Source organism: Mesorhizobium sp. M4A.F.Ca.ET.090.04.2.1, from assembly GCF_003999085.1.
GTDB lineage: Bacteria > Pseudomonadota > Alphaproteobacteria > Rhizobiales > Rhizobiaceae > Mesorhizobium.
In genome coordinates this window covers 1-1,132 of sequence record NZ_RZOT01000898.1, presented here as the reverse complement: position 1 = coordinate 1,132, position 1,132 = coordinate 1, and the positions used below count along the sequence as shown (strand labels likewise).

General features: G+C 60.2%; 1 protein-coding gene and 1 pseudogene. One reads left to right on the top strand and one right to left on the bottom strand.

Translation table 11 applies throughout. The annotated features are described in order from the left end of the window. Nucleotides 1-337: pseudogene (locus EN781_RS32980) on the bottom strand (PrkA family serine protein kinase); the annotation flags it as partial. 363 nt (nucleotides 338-700) lie between these two features. On the opposite strand from EN781_RS32980, the gene EN781_RS32975 reads away from it, so the two are divergent. Beyond that, nucleotides 701-1,132 (top strand): alpha/beta hydrolase (locus EN781_RS32975; RefSeq protein WP_145965805.1); only part of this gene is annotated, 432 nt, incomplete at its 3' end.

The window sequence follows — 1,132 nt, the reverse complement described above, 5'->3', positions numbered from 1 at the left end:
GATAGAGAATCTGCTTGCGCTCCTCGAGCCCCTGGGAGGCATAGCGGAAATAGCCGGCGATACGCTCGATCGTATCCTCCATGCCATAGAAATCGGCGAAGGACGGATAAACCTTGACGGTCCGGTTGGAGAAAATGCGGCCGAGCCGCTCGTCCTTGCTGGTGTCGATCAGGTTTGGCTGGCCAATCGCCGCGACCATCCTTTCGGGCGCCGAGGCATACATCGATTTGTCTTCGCGGCAGGCAAGGAGGAATTGCTGGAGGCTGATCTCTTCCTGTGCGGCATTGGTATAGATCTCCGAGAACAGGTCGAAGACGTCGGATTGGTTCTCGCGCATGATTATGTGCCCTCGGAGCCGCTCTGGCTGCCAGTCGGCTCATCACATATTCAACTGCCGGAAAGCGTTGTTGGTTCCCTCCAATTGAAGAAGAACACGTGCAATCTGGCGTTGACCTCCGGCAAGGCACCCGATGTGGCCGAAATGCCTGCCTGTAGAATAACGTGGTGATTGCCAGTCTACCTTCAAGGGTATTTCGATTGGTTTTCGCATTCGCATCTCGCAGCCGGGATTCAGGGGCAAGCACGAATGCCCGGACGTCGCCTCGCCGCCGGACTTTCAAGCTCAGGTCATTACCAATCCTTAACTGGACGCCTGTGGCGCGCATGTGCACTCTGCCAATGAAAACGGCCGGAGGTGGTGATGATCGATCGGCGCAGTCTCATCATGGCATCGATGGCGGCACTGATGCCCGCTGGGGCATTCGCCGCGCAGCATCTCAGCCAGCCCACGCGGCAGAGCTTCGACTACGGCCCGGCCAGGCTCGATATCTACACGCGCGACGGCTTCAGGGGCCGGCCTGTCGTCTTCTTCATCCACGGCGGTGCGTGGCGGATCGGCAACCGCAACAACGTCGACGCCAAGCCCGGCTTCCTGCTCGACAACGGCTTCCTGTTCGTCTCGATCGACTATCGCATGCTGCCCGAGGCCAACGTGGCCATCCAGGCCGGCGATGTCGAGAAGGCCTATGCCTATGTGCGGGCCAACATCGCCAAATATGGTGGCGACCCCGACCGCATCGCGGTGATGGGCCATTCGGCCGGCTGCCATCTGGCGGCACTGACCGGCCTGCGC